We start from the raw sequence: 20,153 nt of genomic DNA, 5'->3' as shown, positions 1-20,153 counted from the left end.
CAATCAACAGTTTTTTAGGATATTAATCAGTTTTTCATTTTCAGCTCGCGTCCCGATATTAATTCGGATGCAATTGGGGATGGCAGGTGCTCTTTTACTGGTCAGAATTTCACCTGAAGTAAGATTTTCATAAACCTTTTCAATATCTTCAAAATCAACTAAAAAGAAGTTAGCATCTGTGGGATATACTTTATTGATACACTTTAAATTTTCAAATTCTTCACGAAGCCATTCTCTTTCAGTCAGTATATTTTTAACACTTTGATTAAATTCAGTTGTATTTTCAAGAGTCTTCATAATTAAGTCCTGACTTAAAGAATTGACATTATACGGCGCCTTTACCAAATTGATAAAATTGATAATTTCTTCTGAAGCGTACGCAACCCCAACCCTCGCGCCGGCTTTTCCCCAAGCCTTTGAAAAGGTTTGCAGTACAATAAGATTAGGATATTTACCCAATAAAGCTAACGCAGATTTCTGTTGAGAAAATTCGATATAAGCTTCATCGACAACCACAATTCCATTGAAATTTTTAATATAAAACTCAATATCCTCAATGCTGTTTCCTGTCGGATTATTGGGTGAACATAAAAAGAATATTTTTAATTGATTTGCATTAATTATATTTAAAAAAAACTCTTTATCAATATCAAAATCATCATTTAAATTAAGCTTTACGACTTTGTTTTCATTAATCGCTGCATAAAAACCATACATCGCGAAAGAAGGATTCATCATTAAAACTGAATCTGTTTTCGGTTCGCAAAACACTTTAATAATCAGATCAATAAGTTCATCGCTTCCATTTCCAATTGCTATTTGATTAGCCGGAATATTTTTAACCTGAGACAGCTTTTGCTTTAATTTTTTCTGAGTAGAATCCGGATAACGATTACACTCACCAAAAGGATTTTCGTTGGCATCCAATAGCACAGGAGCCTTAAATTCGTTATGATCTCTGAAACTTATATAGGGTTGTAAGTTGAGAATGTTCTTTCGAACGAATGAATTGATATTAATTGTTGTCATTTTCTACTTGTTTTAATCGGATGGAAACTGCATTTTTGTGAGCTGACAAACCTTCTGCTTCGGCCATCAACTCTATCGTTTTTCCTAAATTCTGTATTCCTTGTTTTGAAATATTCTGAAAAGTGATTTTCTTCAAAAAACTGTCGAGCGAAACACCACTGTAGTTCCTTGCGAATCCGTTGGTTGGTAAAGTATGGTTGGTTCCGCTCGCATAATCTCCGGCACTTTCACATGAGTAATTTCCCAGAAAAACAGAACCCGCATTCTGAATCTTCGGAATATAGTTTTCAAAATTTTCAATGGCCAGAATAAGATGTTCGGGAGCATATAAATTACTAAATTCAAGAGCTTGTTCGATATTCTCCAGCAAGATAAAATGACTGTTATTCAGAGAATTTTGAGCCAACTCATTTCGCGGAAGCAGTTTGATTTGTTTTTCTATCTCTTCGATAGTTTGGTTAATAATTTTCTCATTATCGGAAATAAAAATCACCTGACTGTCGCTTCCGTGTTCAGCTTGTGAAAGTAAATCGGCTGCACAAAACCCAGGATCTGCCTGTTGATCAGCAATGACCAAAACCTCACTCGGTCCTGCAGGCATATCGATCGCGACCCCAAACTTCTGAGCATATTCTTTGGCCGCAACCACAAACTGATTTCCGGGTCCGAAAATTTTATACACCTGGGGAATCGATTCTGTACCGAATGTTAATCCTGCGATTGCCTGAGCACCACCTATTTTAAAAACCTGACTTACTCCACACAACTGTGCCGTATACAAAATCGCAGGGTTGATATTCCCGTTTTTATCAGCTGGTGAACAAAGAATAATCTCCTTACAGCCGGCCAGCTGCGCCGGAACCGCAAGCATTAAAACCGTTGAAAAAAGCGGTGCCGTACCTCCGGGAATATAAATTCCCACTTTTTCAATCGCACGAATTTCTCGCCAGCAAACCACGCCTTTTGTGGTTTCAATCTTTTCAATATCAGCAATTTGAGAAGCATGAAACTTTGTGATATTTTCCTTTGCCTGCTGAATAGCAGCCTTCAGATCTTCGCTGATCGAATTTCCAGCGTCATTTAATTCATTTTCCGAAACTTTAAGACTTTCAATTTCAACCTTATCAAACTGTTTATTAAAACTGAACATTGCTTCATCTCCCTTATTTTCTACTTCCGTGAAAATATTTTCTATAATTTTTGAGATTTCATTTCTTTCAATAATCGGTCGTTTTACCAATTCCTGCCAGATTTCTCTCTTTGGGTATGTATTTATTTTCATATCAGATCACCATTTTATCAATTGGAATGATTAAAATATCCTGTGCGCCATTCTCCTTCAATTCATCGATGACATCCCAGAACCTCAGTTCATCAATCACTGAATGAATACTGCTCCACCCTTCCTCGGCCAAAGGAATCACGGTCGGACTTTTCAATACAGGAAGAACATTTGAAATATCCTGGATCTTATCATTCGGAACATTCATCAGAATATATTTTGAATTTTTTGCCTTTAAGACCGATTTAATTCTAAACAAAAATTTATCAAGGATTTTCACTTTTCCAGCATCTAAAAGAGAAGTTTGGGCCAGGACAGCCTCCGATTTTAATAACACTACGGTTTCTCTCAATCCGTTTTTAAACAACGTACTTCCGGAACTTACAATATCGCAAATCCCGTCTGCCAGACCAATATTCGGAGCAATTTCTACGGAACCTGAAATGATATGAATATCGGCAGAGATATTATTCGATTCTAAGAATTTTCTAAGGGTATTTGGATAAGAGGTAGCAATTTTTTTACCTTGGAAATAATTGAGATCATCCGTTTCTACTTCTTTCGGAACTGCCAAAGAAACTCTGCATTTTGAGAATCCCAATTGCTGGATAATCTCAATATTTTTCTGTTTCTCGACCAACAGATTTTCCCCTACAATAGCGATATCTACGACTCCATCTTCCAGATATTGAGGAATGTCGGAATTGCGCAGATACATGATCTCCATCGGAAAATTATCTACAGAAACTTTGAGTTGATCCTTGCCGTTATTCACGAATATCCCGCAATCTTTCAATAGCTGTAAAGACTCTTCGTATAACCGGCCGCTTTTTTGAATTGCAATTTTTAATTTACTCATTTCTTTGTCGTTGAATCTGAGCAAATAAAGTGATACTTTAAGTATTTTCCTGAAATATTAGAAAACAAAAAAACCGCCTAATTTACTCAGACGGTTTTTAATTATTTTGATTTTTAACATAGTAATATATCAATCAATTCCGTCTTAGCAGAGATGATGATGATAATGATGTACTGTTAAAAAATTCGGTTTCATTGTTGAAATTTGTGCTACAAATGTAGGACTTATTTTTAAACCTGCAAGATTTTTTCTATTTATTTTTTTGATAAAGCGTCATGAGTTCTTTTGCAATGGCTTCATCATTAAACTTCTGAACAAAGTCAAACCCCTTATCAGCACGGCGTTTACGTTCCGACTCATTGTCCCATAAAAATTTAATTTTAGACTGAAGATCTAAATAATTTTCAGGATCGATGTAAACAGAATCCGGTCCGCCTGCCTCAGGAAGACAGCTGGTATTGCTCGTAATAGTCACCGTTTTTGAAAAGAGAGCCTCAATCACAGGAATTCCAAAGCCTTCGAAAAAGCTCGGATAGACGAAAATATCAGCCAGTTTGTAGATTACTGCCAGCTCATCCATCGATACACCTTCGAGGAAATGAACCTGCTTTTCCATCTTATTTTTCTGAATAAAATCTTCGATTTTCCTGAAATATTTTGCTTTTTTCCCGACAACAACCAACGGAATACCGGTATCTTTTATTGCTTTCACAACACTCAAAAGATTTTTTCTGTCCTCAATGGTTCCTACATTCAGAATAAACCTTTCGGGAAGCTGAAATTTGGCCTTTACAGCCTTAATTAATTCTTCTGACTGCTCTTCTTTAAAAGCATTATGACAGCCCTGATAAATGACGGTAATTTTACTTTCCGGAACTTTTAAAAAGTCCATTATATCCTGCTTCGTCTGTTCAGAAATAGCAATCACTTCGTCAGCCATCGACGTGGCTTTTTTAAATTTCCAAAGATGAATTTTCCGGTCGAAAAAAGAATAATACTGTGGATATCTTACGAAAATCAAATCATGAACCGTCACTATTTTTTTGATGGGTTTAGAATCCCATTTTAAGGGCAATTCACCTGATAATCCGTGAAATACATCAGCGTTTTGTTTTTGGGCATCTTTTCCCATTTTCAGCTGTCGGGAAAGTTTTCCTTTGGAGGTTTCAATGAAATGGACATTCTTTTTTTCAAGAATATCTTTCCCTCTCTCGGATTTATTTTTATTCAGCAAAACATAGTCATTTTCAGGATAAAACTGAGAAAGTATTCTAACCAAATCCCTTGAATAGTTGCCTAAGCCTGAAGTGTTGTGAAAAAAACGCTTTGCATCAAATGCAATTTTCATAATGTTATCTGTTTTTGAAATTCCTGAAAGGTTCCAAAGATATAGTTTTTACTTTTAAGCCAACCCACAAATTCATCAAATCTTCTGACCATATCCTTTCCTGAGTTTTTTACTGTAAAACCAGGCAATTTAAACGCCTGATCTTTTATCTCCGAAAATTCCCAGGGATGAAAGTAAATATTGAGATAATTATCTTTCTTTAAGGTATCTGAAGACAATTTTTTGTAGAAAGACAGAGGAAAATTATGAAAACTCAGCCAAAATAAAGGAATTCTGAAATTAGGCGAAACCGAAGCAGGAACCTGCATCACATTACCTTCTTTAAAATATGTTCTGGAAACTTTCAGATTGTTGTATCTTCCCGGTAAAAAAGTAGGATTGACAGACGAATTATATGAATATCCTGCATTTTCCACCGCTTTTTCGTCCACAGGCATCATTCGGGGCATTCTTAATCCCGTCACTTTTACAGAAAATAATTCTTCCAGACGTTCTCTGGATTCCTTCAAATGTTTTTCCTCAAATTCGGAATGAAACCATGTATGAGAAGCCAGCTCATGACCTTCATTAATTAATCTTCTAATTAAATCTTTGCTGTTTTCAGCGAAAATGACTGTAGAGAAAAAGGTAGCTTTTACCTGATGCTTTTTTAAAATATTTAAAATATTTTCAAGCCCCCGCTGAGATATGGAGATTTGTTGATCAAAGGAAATTTCACCTTTATACTCCAAAGGCATATCAAATTCCTCGATATCAAAACTTAATAAAACCATTTAAAAATTTTTATTTTTTACAATATAGTTGGGTCTTTCCTTAACCTGTTTGAAAATCTTCCCTAAATAAATACCGATGATGCCCATAATAATCAGCTGAAGTCCTCCAAAAAATACAATGGTCATAATTAAGGATGCCCAACCGGAAATTTCGGTATGAGCCGCGAAGGCATAAATTACATACCCTATATACCCTAAAACCGATAATCCTGAGAATAAAAAACCTAAGTAAGCCGCTATATAGAGAGGTTTTACACTAAATGCCGTAATCCCTGTAAAGGCAAAAGTGAGCATTTTTCTAATATTATAACTGCTTTCTCCTGCTATTCTTTCAGCGGCAACGAAATCAATTCCTGTCTGTTTAAACCCCATCCAGCTTGTCAGTCCTCTTAAGAATAAGTCATCCTCTTTAAAATCTCTCATGACCTGAACCGCATTGGCATCTAGTAACCGGAAATCTGAACCTCCTCCTTTTGTAAGATTGACGTCAGAGAGGCTTGATAAAAGTTTATAGAAAAAATCCGAAGTTTTTCTTTTAAACCATGAAATCTGTTTGGGATATGTTCTAATGGTGAAGACAACGTCATAGCCTTCTTCCCATTTTTTTATCATTTGAGGAATAAGTTCGGGAGGATGCTGAAGATCACCATCCATCGAAATGACTGCATTTCCGTGGGCATTGTCCATACCCGCCTTTACAGCAGGCTGATGTCCAAAATTTCTTGAAAATTCAATAAATTTCACTTCTTCAAACTGCTGAGATAATTCCTCCAGCCTCTGTTGGGTATCGTCTCTGCTGCCGTCGTTTACAAAGATTATTTCGAAATCATAATTCTTTAACCCTGTAAAAACTTCTTTAATTTTTTCATGGATCAGGGCAACATTACCTCCTTCATTATAGGCAGGAATGACAATTGAAATTTTCTTCATAAAACTAATTCAAAGTATAATCTTTATCAAAGTCCTTTGTCAGAAGTTCATAAATAACTCTTAACCAAACGATAATACAAGGTACTGCTTTTAAAGAATATTTTATAATATAATTTTTCTTAATAAATTTCGGAAACAAATCTGACGGAGAAAAACAGGTTAAAATAATTACAAATATCAATAATGCTAAAATAAAAGGAGTTTTTTCCTTCTGAAGCGTAAACCAGATCATAACCCCTGCTACGGCAATAATATAAGTTGGAGACTCTGATCCTGAGCTAAATAACACTAAAAAAAGTAAAGTGGAAGCTAAAATCATCAGCTGAAATGCATAATGCTTATACTGCTTGATTCTGATATAAGGCAGTGCAAATAGAGGAACTCCAAAAGCCAGAAAAGTAAGATTTGAAATAGAAGCATCTCCTAAAATTCTTCTTACAAAGCCCATTAATGAAATATCCTGCATATTCCCTAAAACCTGATTATCATTGTTTTTTGAAATAAGAGAATGAGACCAGTCTGCATAGCTCTGAATAACAAACTGAGGCGTTGAATACGCCATTGGAATTATAAGACAGAGAATAGCGATCACCACTCCGGAAAGAATGAATTTCATCTTGTTCTTAATGAAAAAGAATTGGGATAAGCCAACGATTCCGTAAAGCTTCACAAAAATACCTACCACAATAGCTGATGCAGACTTTACTTCTTTTCTCTCGTAAATGTAAGTTGCTGACAACATGAGAAGCCCTACCAATGCAATATTAAACTGTAAACTTATGGCCGCTGTGATATATTCCTGTAAACAGAGAAGCGCAAAAATAGCCTTCTTTGGATCTGAAAACGGAAGTTTATGAATAGCGTAAAGAAAAACAGCTGTATTGGCAATATTCCAAAGAGAAATTCCTAACCAATCCGGCATTAAGGCAAAAGGAGCAATTAGCAAACTAAAAAAAACGCCATAATGATTCATATCAAAATAACGCTCGGGATACTGCAGGTACAGATTTTTTTCATCAATGGTATTGAAAAATACATTTTTGAAAATCATATAGTTATTAATGGCCTGATACCCTCTGGAAAATTTAGATAGCGCAGTCACCACAGCTATAATAAGATAAACCCCAAATATATATTTAGGGTTTAAAAGTATTGTAAGAAATTTATCTTTCAAGATTGTGCGTATTAGTTTTTAAACAAGCTTATACAGCTACATTATTATCTCTCAATGCATCATTAAGAGAAGTCTTCTTATCTGTAGACTCTTTTCTCTGACCGATGATCAATGCACAAGGAACCTGATATTCTCCAGCCGGATATTGCTTGGTATAACTTCCAGGAATTACCACTGAACGGGCAGGAACTCTTCCTTTGATCTCAATAGGCTCCGGTCCTGTAACATCAATAATTTTTGTAGATGCCGTTAAAACAACATTAGCTCCCAAAACAGCTTCTTTTTCTACATGAACACCTTCCACCACGATACATCTTGAACCGATGAAACAGTCATCTTCAATAATTACCGGAGCAGCCTGAAGTGGTTCCAACACACCACCGATACCTACACCACCACTCAGGTGAACATTTTTACCGATCTGTGCACAGCTTCCTACCGTTGCCCATGTATCGACCATGGTTCCCGAATCAACATAAGCCCCGATGTTTACATAAGACGGCATCATGATCACTCCCGGAGCGATATAAGCACCTTCTCTCGCCACGGCATGCGGTACAACTCTTACTCCTTTTTCAGCATAATTTCTCTTCAAAGGCATTTTGTCATGAAATTCAAACGGACCTACTTCAATTGTTTCCATTTTCTGGATCGGGAAGTACATAACCACTGCTTTTTTCACCCATTCATTTACCTGCCATCCGTTTTCTGTAGGCTCAGCGGTACGAAGTTCCCCTTTGTCCACCAAAGAAATAACCTCTCTGATCGCCTTTTGGCTGTCCTCATTCTGCAATAAATCTCTGTTGTCCCAGATATTTTCAATAGTTTGTTGTAACGACATGTCTCTTATTTAATTTAAATTAAAAAATTATACGTCGCCAAAGATACAAAAAAGATCAAGCAAATAATTTTGAAAATCGATAATGCGTGAATGATTTCTATCAATCTACAATAAACGTCTCACCCTACTTTCATAATGTAAATAACTTTCACCATGCTGTCTTAAAAGAAACTCTTCTTCCAGCCTGATCTGAATCTGAATTAAAATAATTCCCAGAATCATAAATAGTAATGAAAACATCGTAGGCAGCGTAAGAAAAAATCCGATTAAGCTGAAAATCATCCCTAGAAAAATGGGATTTCGGGAATAGTTGAAAAGTCCAACTGTAATCAGCTCTGTTTTTAAATCTTCATCAATTCCGATTCGCCATGAATTTTTCATTTGAATTTGAGCAATAACCACCCAAGTAAAGCTCAAAATCATCAAAAAAATTCCGATATATTTCAAATAATGAACATCTAAAAAAGGAATTAAATAAAGACGAAAGAGAAAATGAGCAAAACAAAATAGCAGCACAGTATAGGCGAAAAGTCCGAAAAGACAAAGCTTAAAATACTGACCGATTAATCCATACGCAGAATCGTCTTTGGGAAGTACGTTTGGATTTTTACCGATTCTTCTGGCCACAACAAAGCTTGCTCCGAAAAAGGCAACTGCAAAAAACAGGATAAAATATAAAGGAATAAATAATCTCAGGAAATCTGTCATAATTAATAATTTTCAACAAATGTCCTTTTTATAAGAATGCAATGCTATTGCAAATTATAAAACTCTTCTTGCATGCAGATACGCTTTATTCCAGTATTTTTCATTTAATGAAGAAATAATGACGCCCTTTGAAGTAGAAGCATGAATAAATTTCACTTCCCCATCACCTCCGATATCATGAACAATACCAACATGGGAAACGCGACTGCCACCTGCTGTCGCAAAAAATAAAAGATCGCCCGGTTTCACATCCCTGATATCTATTTTATTGCCCGCTTCGGCCTGATCAGAGGATCTTCTGGGTAACTGATAGTCGTTTTCGTCGAATACCTTCACCGTAAATCCCGAGCAATCAAAGCCTGAAGAGGTATTTCCGCCAAATTTATAGGGCGTTCCGATATATTTTTCGGCATCTTTAAGAATACTGCTGATGGATTTTGAAACTTTCCCGTCAAATTTTGAATCCAGATTTCGTAGATTTTCCGACTTCGCAACCGTTTTATTCCCCGATTTATTTTTAGAAGCCACACCTTTTGAACTTCCACAAGATACAGCAACGGATGAGGCGATCAGCAGTATAAAAATCTTGTTCCACCTGGTAGTATTTGAAAGTAATCTGGCTGTCATACGCATCTGATTTTCATTAAAGCAAGTCAATATATACAAATATACATTAATATTAACGATAGAATACGCATTCTTCATACTTAAAGAAATGTTAAAAATAATCTTTAGGCAACAGAAAAGCCTGTAAAAATTACAGGCTTTCATGATATATATTGAAATTATATTATTTCTGTTTACTTTTTTCTCCTTTCCAGGTTCCGGTTCTGATCGGTGTAGGAATTGAATTTCTCCAGTTTCCGCTTCCGTTTTTATCTTTTCTATTCAGGGTTCCTCTGAACTCTCCGTCTTCAGGAGTACCCACCACTGCATTCAAATCACCAGTTTCAGAAAGACGGCCGGAAATATAATAATTCTCATTATTATCTTCAGAATGCATAGTTCCCGTTACTTTTCCGTCACTGGCTACCACGATATTCCAGGTTCCTTTGTCAGCTCCTTCGTAGGTTCCGGACCAGGTTCCGATATAATCATAAATGGTGTCATCATCCGTACTACATCCCACAAACAAAAGCATTGTAAATAAAAGTAAAAAAAGTTTCTTCATAGTTTTTTAATAATAGCTTCTAGTATATTTAAAATTTACCTCTGTAGAGAATCAGATGAATTTAAAATCATCATAATCATTACAAATCCAGTATTTCGGGGTAAAAATACAATAATTTTCAATAAATACTATCAATGGTATAAAGTTTTTAGTTTTATATAATAAATTTTATTTTTTATCGATGTCTTTGTTGGTTTTTCTAAAGGGATGCAAAGATTTTTTTTAATACGCTATGTTTTTAAGGCGCAAGGATTTTATCAAAGATAAAATTGAAGGCTGAAAAATAATCGCCACGAATGCACGAATATTTTTATTTCCCACAGATGTCTTAGAATACACAGATGATGCTGCTGATCTATTTTTGCTTAATCTTCGTGATTTTTTATCAATAGAACGGCTTGGTAAGCCTTAAAGCGGTAAGCAGTAAAAAACTTGGTGGGGCTTCGTGTTCAATATTTAAAGTGTAAGGAAAAGAATCTGCATCATTTGCAAAATCTGCGAGAGCAAAAAATTTCACCTTACATGATCTAAACTTTTTTGGATCAGTTTCAAAACTTGGGGAGAAATTGTTTAGATGTATTTTTTGTCACGAATGCACGAATATTTTTATTCCCGACAGATCCTGCTCTATTTGTTGGTTTTTCGCAAAGCCGCAAAGATATTTTTTAATACTTTATGTTTTTAAGACGCAAGGATTTTATCAAAGATAAAATTGAGGGCTGCATATTATCGCCACGGATACTCGAATATTTTTATTTCCTACAGATCGCATAGATTTTCCACAGATGGTATCGTTGATTTTCTTTGTTTAACCTTTGCGGTCTTTTATAGGTAGAAAGGTTTGGTGAGACTTAAAACGGGAGTTGTCAAAAAACTTGGCGGGGCTTCGTGTTCAATATTTAAAGTGTAAGGAAAAGAATCTGCATCATTTGCAAAATCTGCGAGAGCAAAAAATTTCACCTTACATGATCTAAACTTTTTTGGATCAGTTTCAAAACTTGGGGAGAAATTGTTTAGATGTATTTTTTGTCACGAATGCACGAATATTTTTATTCCCGACAGATCCTGCTCTATTTGTTGGTTTTTCGCAAAGCCGCAAAGATATTTTTTAATACTTTATGTTTTTAAGACGCAAGGATTTTATCAAAGATAAAATTGAGGGCTGCATATTATCGCCACGGATACTCGAATATTTTTATTTCCTACAGATCGCATAGATTTTCCACAGATGGTATCGTTGATTTTCTTTGTTTAACCTTTGCGGTCTTTTATAGGTAGAAAGGTTTGGTGAGACTTAAAACGGGAGTTGTCAAAAAACTTGGCGGGGCTTCGTGTTAAATATGTAAAGTGTAAGGAAAAGAATCTGCATCATCTGCAAAATCTGCGAGAGCAAAAAATCTCACCTTACATGATCTAAACTTTTTTGGATCAGTTTCAAAACTTGGGGAGAAATTGTTTAGATGTATTTTTTGTCACGAATGCACGAATATTTTTATTCCCCACAGATCCTGCTCTATTTGTTGGTTTTTCGCAAAGCCGCAAAGATATTTTTTAATACTTTATGTTTTTAAGACGCAAGGATTTTATCAAAGATAAAATTGAGGGCTGCATATTATCGCCACGGATACTCGAATATTTTTATTTCCTACAGATCGCATAGATTTTCCACAGATGGTATCGTTGATTTTCTTTGTTTAACCTTTGCGGTCTTTTATAGGTAGAAAGGTTTGGTGAGACTTAAAACGGGAGTTGTCAAAAAACTTGGCGGGGCTTCGTGTTAAATATGTAAAGTGTAAGGAAAAGAATCTGCATCATCTGCAAAATCTGCGAGAGCAAAAAATCTCACCTTATAGTATCTAAACTCTTTTGCCTAGTCCCCAAATTTTGTACTTGATCCCTAAAAAGTAATTATGTTTGTGCAAATCTTATACAAATAAAAAAGAGTTACAAATTTTAAAATTTGCAACTCTGTGATTATCAATGTGGAGAATACGGGATTCGAACCCGTGACCTTTTGACTGCCAGTCAAACGCGCTAGCCAACTGCGCCAATCCCCCATTTTGCCCTTAAAGCGGTACAAAAGTAATCATTTAAACCACATATACAAACAGTTTATTAAATTTTATTGAATAGGTTTTGTAATTCACTAATTAACAATCACTTTTTCTGACATTTAAATTTGAGATGGATATGAAATTCAACTGAATTAGGGAATTAAGAAAGATTTTTCAAATATTCTTTTGACGCAAAGTCTTTTTTTTAACTCATTGAATATTTAAATTTAAGTGAGCAAAGAGGAATCAACAAGTTGATTTGATGAAGCGATTGTACTAACCGTATTAATAAAACCTTTATGTCTACTATTTACATATGTTTATCCTCAAAGACTTCATCCACTTGGCTCTTTTTACTTTTATCTTTTTACTATCATAATGTATAAACGTCTTCATGTTTTCTAAATTAATTAAACAAAAAAACGTATGCTATACAATAACATACGTTTCCAAGAAAAATATCTAGTAATGATTATTTCCAGCCACCGCCAAGAGCCTGATAAAGCTCAACAGCAGCCTTCATTTTACTATATTCTGCATTTGAAATATTCAATTCTGCGTTTAATGAATTTACGCTTGCATTTAATACCTCAAGATAATTTGCCATACCGTAGTTTACCAATTCCTGAGAAAAGTCAACTGATTTTTTGTAGGCATCCAATTCTTTTTGCTTCAAATCGATATACTGATCCTGAACCGAGAAAACTCTGATCGCATCTGATACTTCTTTTCCAGCGGTAAGAACCGTTTTTCTGAAATTCAGATAAGCCGTTTCTTTGTTCGCCAAACTGACATCGTAATTGGTCTGAATCGCTCTTTTATTCAAAATTGGTTGTGCCAAACCAGCGACTACCGTTGCAAATAAAGAGTTTACACTGAACAAATGATCAATATCTACTGATTGGAAACCTCCACTTCCGGTAAGCTTCAACGTTGGATAAAACTGAGCTTTTGCTGAATTTGTTAATTCAAAAGCATTCATCAAGCTAAATTCAGCCTGCATTACGTCTGGTCTGTTGGCCAATAATTGAGCCGGATATCCTAATTTCAGATCAATCGGAACTTTTTGGCTCGTTAATGTAGATCTTTCAATCGCATGAGAAGGCTCTCCCATTAAAAGGCTCATCGTGTTTTCCAATAACTGAATCTGTGTATCAATATCAATTAATAAAGATTTAGCATTAAAAACAAGCGCTTCACTTTGCTGAACAGCAACTTCCGTTAATGTTCCTGATTCTTTTAACGCTTTTGTTGTTTCTAAATTCTGCTCACGAACTTTAATCGTTTCTGTGATGATTTTTTTCTGCTCGTCATACGTCAACAATTGATAGTATGCAGAAGCAATAGATGCCACCAAGTCACTTTTTACTGCTTTATGAGCAGCAACAGTCCCCAGATAAGTTGCCAACTGAGCTTTTTGCTGAGCTTTCAATTTACCCCAAACATCCGCTTCCCAAGCAAGACTTGCTGTAATATCAAACTGGTTTACATATCGTCTAGATCCGATGATCTGTCCAAACTGTGTATTGATTGACTGTGTTTGGAAAGTATAGTTCGGACCAACTGACAATGTCGGCTGATAGGCTGCTTTACTTTGCTTTAAATAAGCTTCCGCCGAATTAATGCTTTGTAAAGCAATTCTTATATCTAAATTATTATCTAAAGCTTTGTTGATGTGCCCTTGAAGTATAGGATCTGTGAAAATTTCTTTCCAGGAAACATTCGCGACGTTTGTACTGTCGGAAGGAAGCATATCTGTACGGAAAAGCTTTTCGTCTACCACATTTTTCGGCCTTTCATATTCTTTTCTTGCCATACAAGATGATACGGCAGCAAGAATAGCGACTGAAAAAGTGATTCCTTTTATGATGTTTAATAAACTCTTCATTCTTTAAAGTTTTAAATTTAAGGTTTAAGGTCTTCGGTTTTTTAGTTATTAAACTTTAAACCCAAAACCTTAAACTAACTTAATTTATTCTGCTAAATTGATTTCTTCGTGCTTGATAGGTTTTACTTTCTCCTGTAATGTCTGGAAAATAACGAACAACACCGGAATTACGAAAAGTCCTAAAATAGTACCTATTAATAACCCGATGGCCGCACCTGTTGCAATAGATCTGTTACCAACCGCACCAATTCCGCTTGCTAAAACCAATGGTAATAAACCAAAGATGAAGGCAAATGACGTCATCAGAATCGGTCTTAATCTCGCTTTTGCAGCATTAATAGCAGCCATAACGATGGTTTCGCCATGATTCCTTCTCTGGACAGCAAACTCAATGATCAAAATCGCATTCTTCGCGAGCAACCCGACCAACATGATCAGGGCGATCTGGAAGTAAATATTGTTTTCCAAGCCCATCACTTTTTGCCCAAAGTACGCTCCCATTACCCCAAGAGGAAGAGAAATTACCACTACCAAAGGAAGAATATAACTTTCATACTGAGCCGAAAGGATGAAATACACAAAAATTAAACTTAACCCGAAGATCAGAACGGTTTGAGAACCTGAGTTTAATTCCTCTCTCGTCAATCCTGTAAACTCTACATCATAATTCTGATTCAGGCTTTCCTTAGCCACCTGCTGTACTGCAGCAATCGCATCTCCGGAACTATATCCACCCGAGTTTGAACCTGTAATCTTCACAGAAGTAAACAAGTTGTAACGACTTACCGACTGTGGTCCGTATGCTTTTTTCATTGTTACAAACTGTGAAATCGGAGACATCACGCCTGAACCTGTTTTCACATACAATTCATTAAGATTCTCAATGTTTTGTCTGTTTTCAGGAAGAGCCTGCACCATTACTCTGAACTGCTTACCATATTTCGTAAAGTCAGCAGTATAAATACCTCCGATATATCCCTGCATAGTTGATAAGATATCACTTACCGAAACTCCTACTTTTTTCGCAAGAGGAACGTTTACCTGCATTTCATACTGAGGATATTTTGTATTGAATGAAGTCTGCGCAAATTCAATCTCAGGTCTTTGCATTAGTTTTCCGATGAATTCATTGGTCGTATTATCCAAATCTGCATATTCACCACCTGCTTTATCCAATAGTACCATCTCAAAACCGGCACTGTTACCAAAACCTGGTACACTTGGCGGCTGGAAGAATACAACTTTAGCATCAGGAACTTTACCCGAAATACCGAATAATTTTTTCGTGATATCTTCAGAAGTCTGTCCGTCTTTTTTACGGTCTTCAAATGGCGCTAATTTAATGAAAGCCAAACCATTATTACTACCATTCCCAGATAAGAAACCTCTACCTGTAGAAATCGTTACGTTCTGAACACCCGGCACTTTCAATGCATTAGCCTGAAGCGTTTTCAAAGCGTTGTATGTTCTTTCCATAGAAGCTCCCGGAGGCAACTGAACATCGGTAAAGATGATCCCTCTATCTTCCGTTGGTACGAAACCTTTCTTCATGGTTGTACTCGCCCAATATAAAATTCCACCTGTAATAGCGAAGATAAGTAAGGTTACCCATTTATGTCTCAATAAGAATACAAATCCTCTTCCGTAACGGTCTGTTGTTGTTTTAAAAGCAATATTGAACTTATAGAAAAACTTCTGAAGGAAATTTAAATTTTTATATTCTGCATGGTGAGCATCGTGTGGTTTTAAGAATAATGAACATAAAACCGGACTCAACGTCAAGGCGTTTACCGCAGAAATTACGATGGCCACAATTAGTGTGATACCGAACTGCTGATAGAAAACCCCTGTAGGACCAGTGATAAACGTTACCGGAACGAATACTGATGCCATTACCAGGGTGATTGAAATAATCGCGCCCGTGATCTCGTCCATTGCTGCTACCGTCGCTTTTTTAGCATCAGGAATACCGTGCTCCATCTTGGCGTGAACGGCTTCCACGACGACAATCGCGTCATCCACAACAATACCAATGGCAAGTACTAAAGCGAATAACGTTAATAAGTTTAATGAATAGCCGAATAAATTCAGGAAGAAGAATGCTCCCACAATAGAAACCGGAACCGCAATAGCCGGAATTAATGTAGATCTAAAATCCTGAAGGAAGATATATACCACGATGAATACCAAAATAAATGCTTCAATCAAGGTATGAATTACCTTTTCAATGGATGCATCCAAGAATTCGTTAGTATCGAAGTTGTACGTATATTTAATTCCCTGAGGGAAGCTTCCTTCCGCTGATTTCAGATACGTTTTGATATTAGCAATAATCTCCTGAGCATTAGATCCCGGTGTCTGGAAGATCCCCATACTGATCGACGGATAATTTCCGTTTTCCCCGATTCCTGTGTATGACTGACCTGCCAATTCTACTTTGGCAACATCTTTCAGCATCAGGTTTTGTCCGTCTGCAAGAGATTTAATGATAATATTATCGTATTGTTCTTTATCGTTGAATTTACCAACATATTTAATAATATATTCGAAAGAGCTACCGCTGTTTTGTCCGATAGAACCAGCCGCCGCTTCTCGACTCTGCTCGTTGATGGCATTGGTAACATCAGTAGGCGTTACGCTGTAAGCCGCCATTTTAGCAGGATCAAGCCAAATTCTCATCGAGTAGTTTTTACCTCCGAAAACATTGGCATCACCTACCCCATTAATTCTTTTAAGATTGGGGATTACATTGATATTCAAAAAGTTCTGAAGGTACACATCATTAAGATCTTTATTTTCAGAATAGAAAGACATATACATCAGGGCACTCGTCTGCTGTTTCTGCGTAACGACCCCGGAACGAGTAACCTCACTTGGAAGAAGCGGAGTAGCTCTCGATACACGGTTTTGTACGTTTACCGCAGCAATATCCGGGTCTATCCCTTGTTTAAAGAATACCTGAATCTGCGCAGAACCATCATTTCCGGCAGTAGAAGTAATATAATCCATACCTTCCACCCCATTGATCTGCTCTTCCAAAGGTACTACCACACTTTTCATTACAGTCTCGGCATTGGCTCCGGTGTAGGTTGTACTTACACTCACCGTAGGCGGCGCAATGTCCGGATACTGGGTAACCGGCAGCGAGATCAGCCCTAGCACCCCGAGAATCACAATCAAGATTGAGATTACGGTGGATAAGACCGGTCTGTTTATAAAATTTTTAATCATCTTAGAATTTCGGTTTTATAGATTGAACAAGGCTATCCATTTTCACAGGCTTAGGCTTCACGGCAGTTCCGGATTTCAAACCTCCGATTCCTGCAGCCACAATCATTTCACCCTTGTTTACCCCCGTTTTAATTAAAGCCATATTGTCGATTCTGTCGATTACATTCACCACCACATTTTTAGCTGTATCTTTTTCCACTTTATAAACGTAAACGATACCCTGTTGCTCGTAAGTAGCACTTTCCGGAACCACCAAAACATTGTCGTACGTTTGTGGGAATCTGATCGTTCCGCTATTACCGTTACTTAATAATTTTTGTGCATTGGTAAATCCAACTCTGAACTGAATGGTACCTGTTGTAGGATCAATTTGCCCTGTAATCGCTTCAATTCTACCTTTTTCAGGATAAAGACTTCCGTTGGCCAATTGTAACTCAACCATCGGAAGGTTTTTGATCTTTTCAGGCATTGAAGCTCCCGGAGATTTTTCAAGGAAATCGAAATATTCTTTTTCATTCATTGCAAAATACGCGTAGATCTGAGATGTATCCGAAACTGTTGTTAAAGCCGTCTGATCCGTAGGACCAACTAAACTTCCCACTTTTAGAGGAAGTCTTCCCACCACTCCGGATATAGGCGCACGAATAATGGAATATTCGATATTCGCTTCTACACCTTTATAATTCGCAACCGCTTGACTTTTAGAAGCCTGAGCCTGTTTTAACTGAGCCTGAGCCTGCGCTAAATTTGCCTGAGCCGTTTGTAGCTGAACATTACTGATGATATTTTTCTGAACCAGTGGTTTAAGTTTATTCACTTCCACATTCGCTGCACTTACAGCTGCCTGAGCTGCCGCAATGGTAGATTCAGCTGCACCGATTCCCGCTTTGGAAGCCGCCGCACTTTCATTCAGGATATTCGTTTCAAGACGGAAAAGTGGTTGTCCTTTGGTAACGTACTGCCCTTCATCTACTAAAACCTGAGTAATATATCCTTGTATTTTCGCGCGAACATCATTGTTTACTCTACCCTGAATGGTAGCCGGAAACGTCTGATAGCCCACTATATTTTTTGTCTCCACATTAATCACAGGATAAGGTTTTGCACCATCCTGCTTCGGAGCTTCTTTGTTGCAGGCAGTAAGTGAAAGCACTGCAACAGAAAGTATAACTAGCTTGTTGTTCATTATTATAGTTTATTAAGAGATTCTTGAATATTTATTATGTTTTTATTTAAAAGTGCCTTATAAGCTTCAATTCTTTCATTGTATTCATCGTCCTGATTTTTTTTAAAATTGTTAAGGTCATCCAGTAGTTTTAATTCGTCTTGCATTTTCTGCACTATTTTTTCAAATCTTATTTTTTTGTATTCATCGTTGAGAAAAAAATACCTTTTTCTCTCATCCATTTTATTGTGATCCACAATCAGTTCTGCGTTCAATAAAAGAGAAAGACTCGTTGAAACCGAGCTTTTACTTGCAGAAAGTACTTCCACGAACTCATCAAAAGTAATCCCAACCCGTTCGTGATCAAACAGCAGGTAGGCGTATATTTTTGACGCTAAAGGAGGTATGTTGAAAATGGCACCATAAAATCTTACGGCATCCTGAAAAATTTTTTCATCAATCTCTATACTATTATGCATTGTATATAAAATTTGAACAAATGTAGAAATTAGTTCTGAACCAAACGAACAAACTCAATAGAGTTTATAAATATTGGGTCTTTTAAAAATTCAATGAAATTAGATTTAACTTTTGCATCAAATGATAATCTTCTCATAAGCCTTCCTCATTCCGCCAGCCAGAAAAACCTCTCCGCAGTATGAATATCCTTTAGCTTCAAGGATTTTCAACATTGCTACATTGTCGAAATTGGTATCTACTTTAACACTTTGGATGTCATGAGATCTTGTGAAATCTTCAATATGATCAAATAATTTTTTAACCATTCCCTGTCCGGCAAATTTTTCATCAACCGCCACACGATGTACCACCACAAATTCTCCGTCGCTCAGCCAGGCTCCTTCGATTGAGCTGTAAGCGGGTTCGTCATTTAGAATCAGTGCAACATATACCGCTATTTCCCCATCCACGGTCATCACAAATCCGAAACCTTTTTCAATGTCACTTTCCACAGTTCCAAGATTGGGATATCCTTGCTGCCATTGCGTGCTTCCGTCTATTCTTCTTCTTTCAATGGCCTGCTGCAAAATATCCCAGATAATATCTCTGTCATCAATTTCCGCCTTTCTTAGTTTAATTTCTTGCTCCATGTTGATAATAAATTGAATAATTTAAAAGTATAGTTTATCATGTATTTTTATGTTAAAAAGCTCATGGAAACTATATTCATTGATAGTTTTTATGAGCATAAGTTAAAACAGAATTTATGTTTGTATCTTTAAAAATTATTTAACCCCTGAATATTAATGATTTAATTCAAAATAAATTGATTAAATTTTGTTTACATAAAGATGATTACGACATCCTTCCTATTCATTTTTTAGAAATCGATACATTATTTCGGTACAGGATCTTAAGGATAATCATAACAATCAGCATTGTTAACATCAGAATATTGGTGATCCAAAGTGGTTTTGCATCTTTCATCAATCCGTAAATAACCCACAGTATAGCATTCAGTGTTAGAAAAAATAAGGTAACCATAGAGAGGTCATGCCCTGATTTCGTCTTCCACAATTTGATCACCTGTGGTAAGAATGATATCGATGAAATAAGCGCTCCTGAGTATCCGATGATTTGTTCTATCATAATTAATATTTTTAAGAATTACTTTAAAGATATTAAAAATAAAATAAAGCTTAAACGTTAAATCTTTATTTATAATTAAATGTAAACTTCAG

At 36.2% G+C, this 20,153-nt stretch carries 17 protein-coding genes and 1 tRNA gene; all 18 read right to left on the bottom strand.

The genetic code is table 11. The features are described from left to right. Window positions 1–3: 3 nt before the first annotated feature. Window positions 4–1,029, bottom strand: coding sequence for a histidinol-phosphate transaminase (hisC, locus tag VUJ46_RS02415; RefSeq protein ID WP_326983421.1), 1,026 nt, complete (start codon window positions 1,027–1,029; stop codon window positions 4–6). Then, on the bottom strand, window positions 1,016–2,311 hold the full coding sequence (hisD, locus tag VUJ46_RS02410; protein WP_326983420.1) for a histidinol dehydrogenase: 1,296 nt from the start codon (window positions 2,309–2,311) through the stop codon (window positions 1,016–1,018). The genes hisC and hisD overlap by 14 nt, the downstream gene beginning before the upstream one ends. A gap of 1 nt (window position 2,312) precedes the next feature. After that, on the bottom strand, window positions 2,313–3,170 hold the full coding sequence (hisG, locus tag VUJ46_RS02405) for an ATP phosphoribosyltransferase (RefSeq protein WP_326983419.1): 858 nt from the start codon (window positions 3,168–3,170) through the stop codon (window positions 2,313–2,315). A 250-nt stretch (window positions 3,171–3,420) separates the two neighbouring features. Next, entirely contained in the window at window positions 3,421–4,518 is a 1,098-nt protein-coding gene (locus VUJ46_RS02400; RefSeq protein WP_326983418.1) for a glycosyltransferase family 4 protein, read from the bottom strand. Then, a complete protein-coding gene (locus tag VUJ46_RS02395; RefSeq protein WP_326983417.1) occupies window positions 4,515–5,291 on the bottom strand; it encodes a polysaccharide deacetylase family protein in 777 nt (258 codons plus the stop codon). Before VUJ46_RS02395 ends, VUJ46_RS02400 begins: the two co-directional genes overlap by 4 nt. Next, window positions 5,292–6,221: a glycosyltransferase family 2 protein gene (locus VUJ46_RS02390; RefSeq protein ID WP_326983416.1), complete on the bottom strand. Its 930-nt coding sequence runs from the start codon at window positions 6,219–6,221 to the stop codon at window positions 5,292–5,294. It abuts the gene before it with no gap. 4 nt (window positions 6,222–6,225) lie between these two features. Next, on the bottom strand, window positions 6,226–7,395 hold the full coding sequence (locus tag VUJ46_RS02385; RefSeq protein ID WP_326983415.1) for a glycosyltransferase family 87 protein: 1,170 nt from the start codon (window positions 7,393–7,395) through the stop codon (window positions 6,226–6,228). A gap of 28 nt (window positions 7,396–7,423) precedes the next feature. After that, window positions 7,424–8,236 carry a 2,3,4,5-tetrahydropyridine-2,6-dicarboxylate N-succinyltransferase gene (locus VUJ46_RS02380; RefSeq protein WP_326983414.1) on the bottom strand — a complete coding sequence of 271 codons (813 nt, stop codon included), beginning with the start codon at window positions 8,234–8,236 and terminating at the stop codon, window positions 7,424–7,426. A 105-nt stretch (window positions 8,237–8,341) separates the two neighbouring features. Then, complete coding sequence (locus tag VUJ46_RS02375; RefSeq protein WP_326983413.1) at window positions 8,342–8,944, bottom strand: methyltransferase family protein; 603 nt, start codon at window positions 8,942–8,944, stop codon at window positions 8,342–8,344. Window positions 8,945–8,998: 54 nt separating this feature from the next. Beyond that, window positions 8,999–9,571 carry a C40 family peptidase gene (locus VUJ46_RS02370; protein ID WP_326983412.1) on the bottom strand — a complete coding sequence of 191 codons (573 nt, stop codon included), beginning with the start codon at window positions 9,569–9,571 and terminating at the stop codon, window positions 8,999–9,001. A 163-nt stretch (window positions 9,572–9,734) separates the two neighbouring features. Then, a complete protein-coding gene (locus VUJ46_RS02365; RefSeq protein ID WP_326983411.1) occupies window positions 9,735–10,115 on the bottom strand; it encodes a hypothetical protein in 381 nt (126 codons plus the stop codon). Window positions 10,116–12,098: 1,983 nt separating this feature from the next. Further along, window positions 12,099–12,172, bottom strand: a tRNA-Ala gene (locus VUJ46_RS02360). A gap of 469 nt (window positions 12,173–12,641) precedes the next feature. Further along, window positions 12,642–14,057, bottom strand: coding sequence for an efflux transporter outer membrane subunit (locus tag VUJ46_RS02355; protein ID WP_267406305.1), 1,416 nt, complete (start codon window positions 14,055–14,057; stop codon window positions 12,642–12,644). A gap of 84 nt (window positions 14,058–14,141) precedes the next feature. Further along, complete coding sequence (locus VUJ46_RS02350) at window positions 14,142–17,288, bottom strand: efflux RND transporter permease subunit (RefSeq protein WP_326983410.1); 3,147 nt, start codon at window positions 17,286–17,288, stop codon at window positions 14,142–14,144. A gap of 1 nt (window position 17,289) precedes the next feature. Continuing rightward, complete coding sequence (locus VUJ46_RS02345; RefSeq protein ID WP_326983409.1) at window positions 17,290–18,474, bottom strand: efflux RND transporter periplasmic adaptor subunit; 1,185 nt, start codon at window positions 18,472–18,474, stop codon at window positions 17,290–17,292. Between the two features lie 2 nt (window positions 18,475–18,476). Next, window positions 18,477–18,932: a transcriptional regulator gene (locus VUJ46_RS02340; RefSeq protein WP_326983408.1), complete on the bottom strand. Its 456-nt coding sequence runs from the start codon at window positions 18,930–18,932 to the stop codon at window positions 18,477–18,479. Between the two features lie 117 nt (window positions 18,933–19,049). Then, window positions 19,050–19,562: a GNAT family N-acetyltransferase gene (locus tag VUJ46_RS02335; protein ID WP_326983407.1), complete on the bottom strand. Its 513-nt coding sequence runs from the start codon at window positions 19,560–19,562 to the stop codon at window positions 19,050–19,052. A gap of 223 nt (window positions 19,563–19,785) precedes the next feature. After that, window positions 19,786–20,061 carry a SemiSWEET family sugar transporter gene (locus tag VUJ46_RS02330; RefSeq protein WP_326983406.1) on the bottom strand — a complete coding sequence of 92 codons (276 nt, stop codon included), beginning with the start codon at window positions 20,059–20,061 and terminating at the stop codon, window positions 19,786–19,788. Between the last annotated feature and the right edge of the window lie 92 nt (window positions 20,062–20,153).

Source organism: Chryseobacterium sp. MYb264 (assembly GCF_035974275.1).
Lineage (GTDB): Bacteria > Bacteroidota > Bacteroidia > Flavobacteriales > Weeksellaceae > Chryseobacterium.
Note: the sequence above shows the minus strand (reverse complement) of the source record. Positions and strands in the feature narration are given on the sequence as shown.